Below are 857 nucleotides of genomic sequence, written 5' to 3' on the forward strand. Positions count from 1 at the left end.
CGGGCACGTTGAACATCAACGGCGGCGATTTAGCGGTCAGTGGCGCGAACAGCGGCTTAAGCGGTCAGACCCTGATTGCTTCGGGCGCATCTGCCACCCTGAACGGCGCGGGTACGCTGGGCAGCAGTGCCATTAACGTGCTGGGCGATTTGAATCTGAATGGGGCGAATAGCGCACTGGGCAATGTGCTGAGCGGCACGGGCAACATCAATACCAACGCCGCCGTCATCCTGACCGGCACCAACACTTTCAGCGGCGCACATCATATTGGCGCTGCCGGTGAACTGACGGTAACGCAGGCCAGTAATCTCGGGACCTCAACCGCCACGGTGGATCTGGATACCGCCACCTCACATCTGGTGCTGAACGGACTCAGCGGTGCTATCGCCAACGCCCTCAGTGGCGTGGCAGATTCGACTGTCGAAATCAACAATAGCGCGAATGTGTCGTTAACCGGCAATAACAGCGGCTTCCTCGGCCAGTATGCGCTGGCGGACAGCAGCAAACTGACGGTGAGCGAAATCAATAATCTGGGAGCAGCAGCCACTATCGCGCTGGCGGGGGCGCAGGATATTCTGGCGCTGAGCGGCTTTAGCGGCACCTTTGCCAATACTGTCATCGGCAACGGTATCTTGCAGGTCACCGACAGCAGCAATGCGACACTGACCAGCAGCAACGGCGTGGGCAGTGATGTCACGGTGGATATCACCAATGCGACCCTGAATCTGGCTGATATTGCGCTGTTTAACCATGCGCTGACCGGCAGCGGCACCCTGAATGTGGCGAAAAACAGCGCCAGCACGGCGTTTGATTTTGGCTCTGCAGTGGGCGGCGCGTTTAGCGGCATTGTGAATCTG

Annotated in this window: 1 pseudogene; it reads left to right on the forward strand. The window is 58.7% G+C overall.

The window, feature by feature from the left end:
- Window positions 1-857: pseudogene (locus AACW11_RS19955) on the forward strand (hypothetical protein); the annotation flags it as partial.

It is taken from the genome of Yersinia sp. Marseille-Q3913, assembly GCF_963892745.1.
Taxonomy (GTDB): Bacteria; Pseudomonadota; Gammaproteobacteria; order Enterobacterales; family Enterobacteriaceae; genus Yersinia; species Yersinia bercovieri.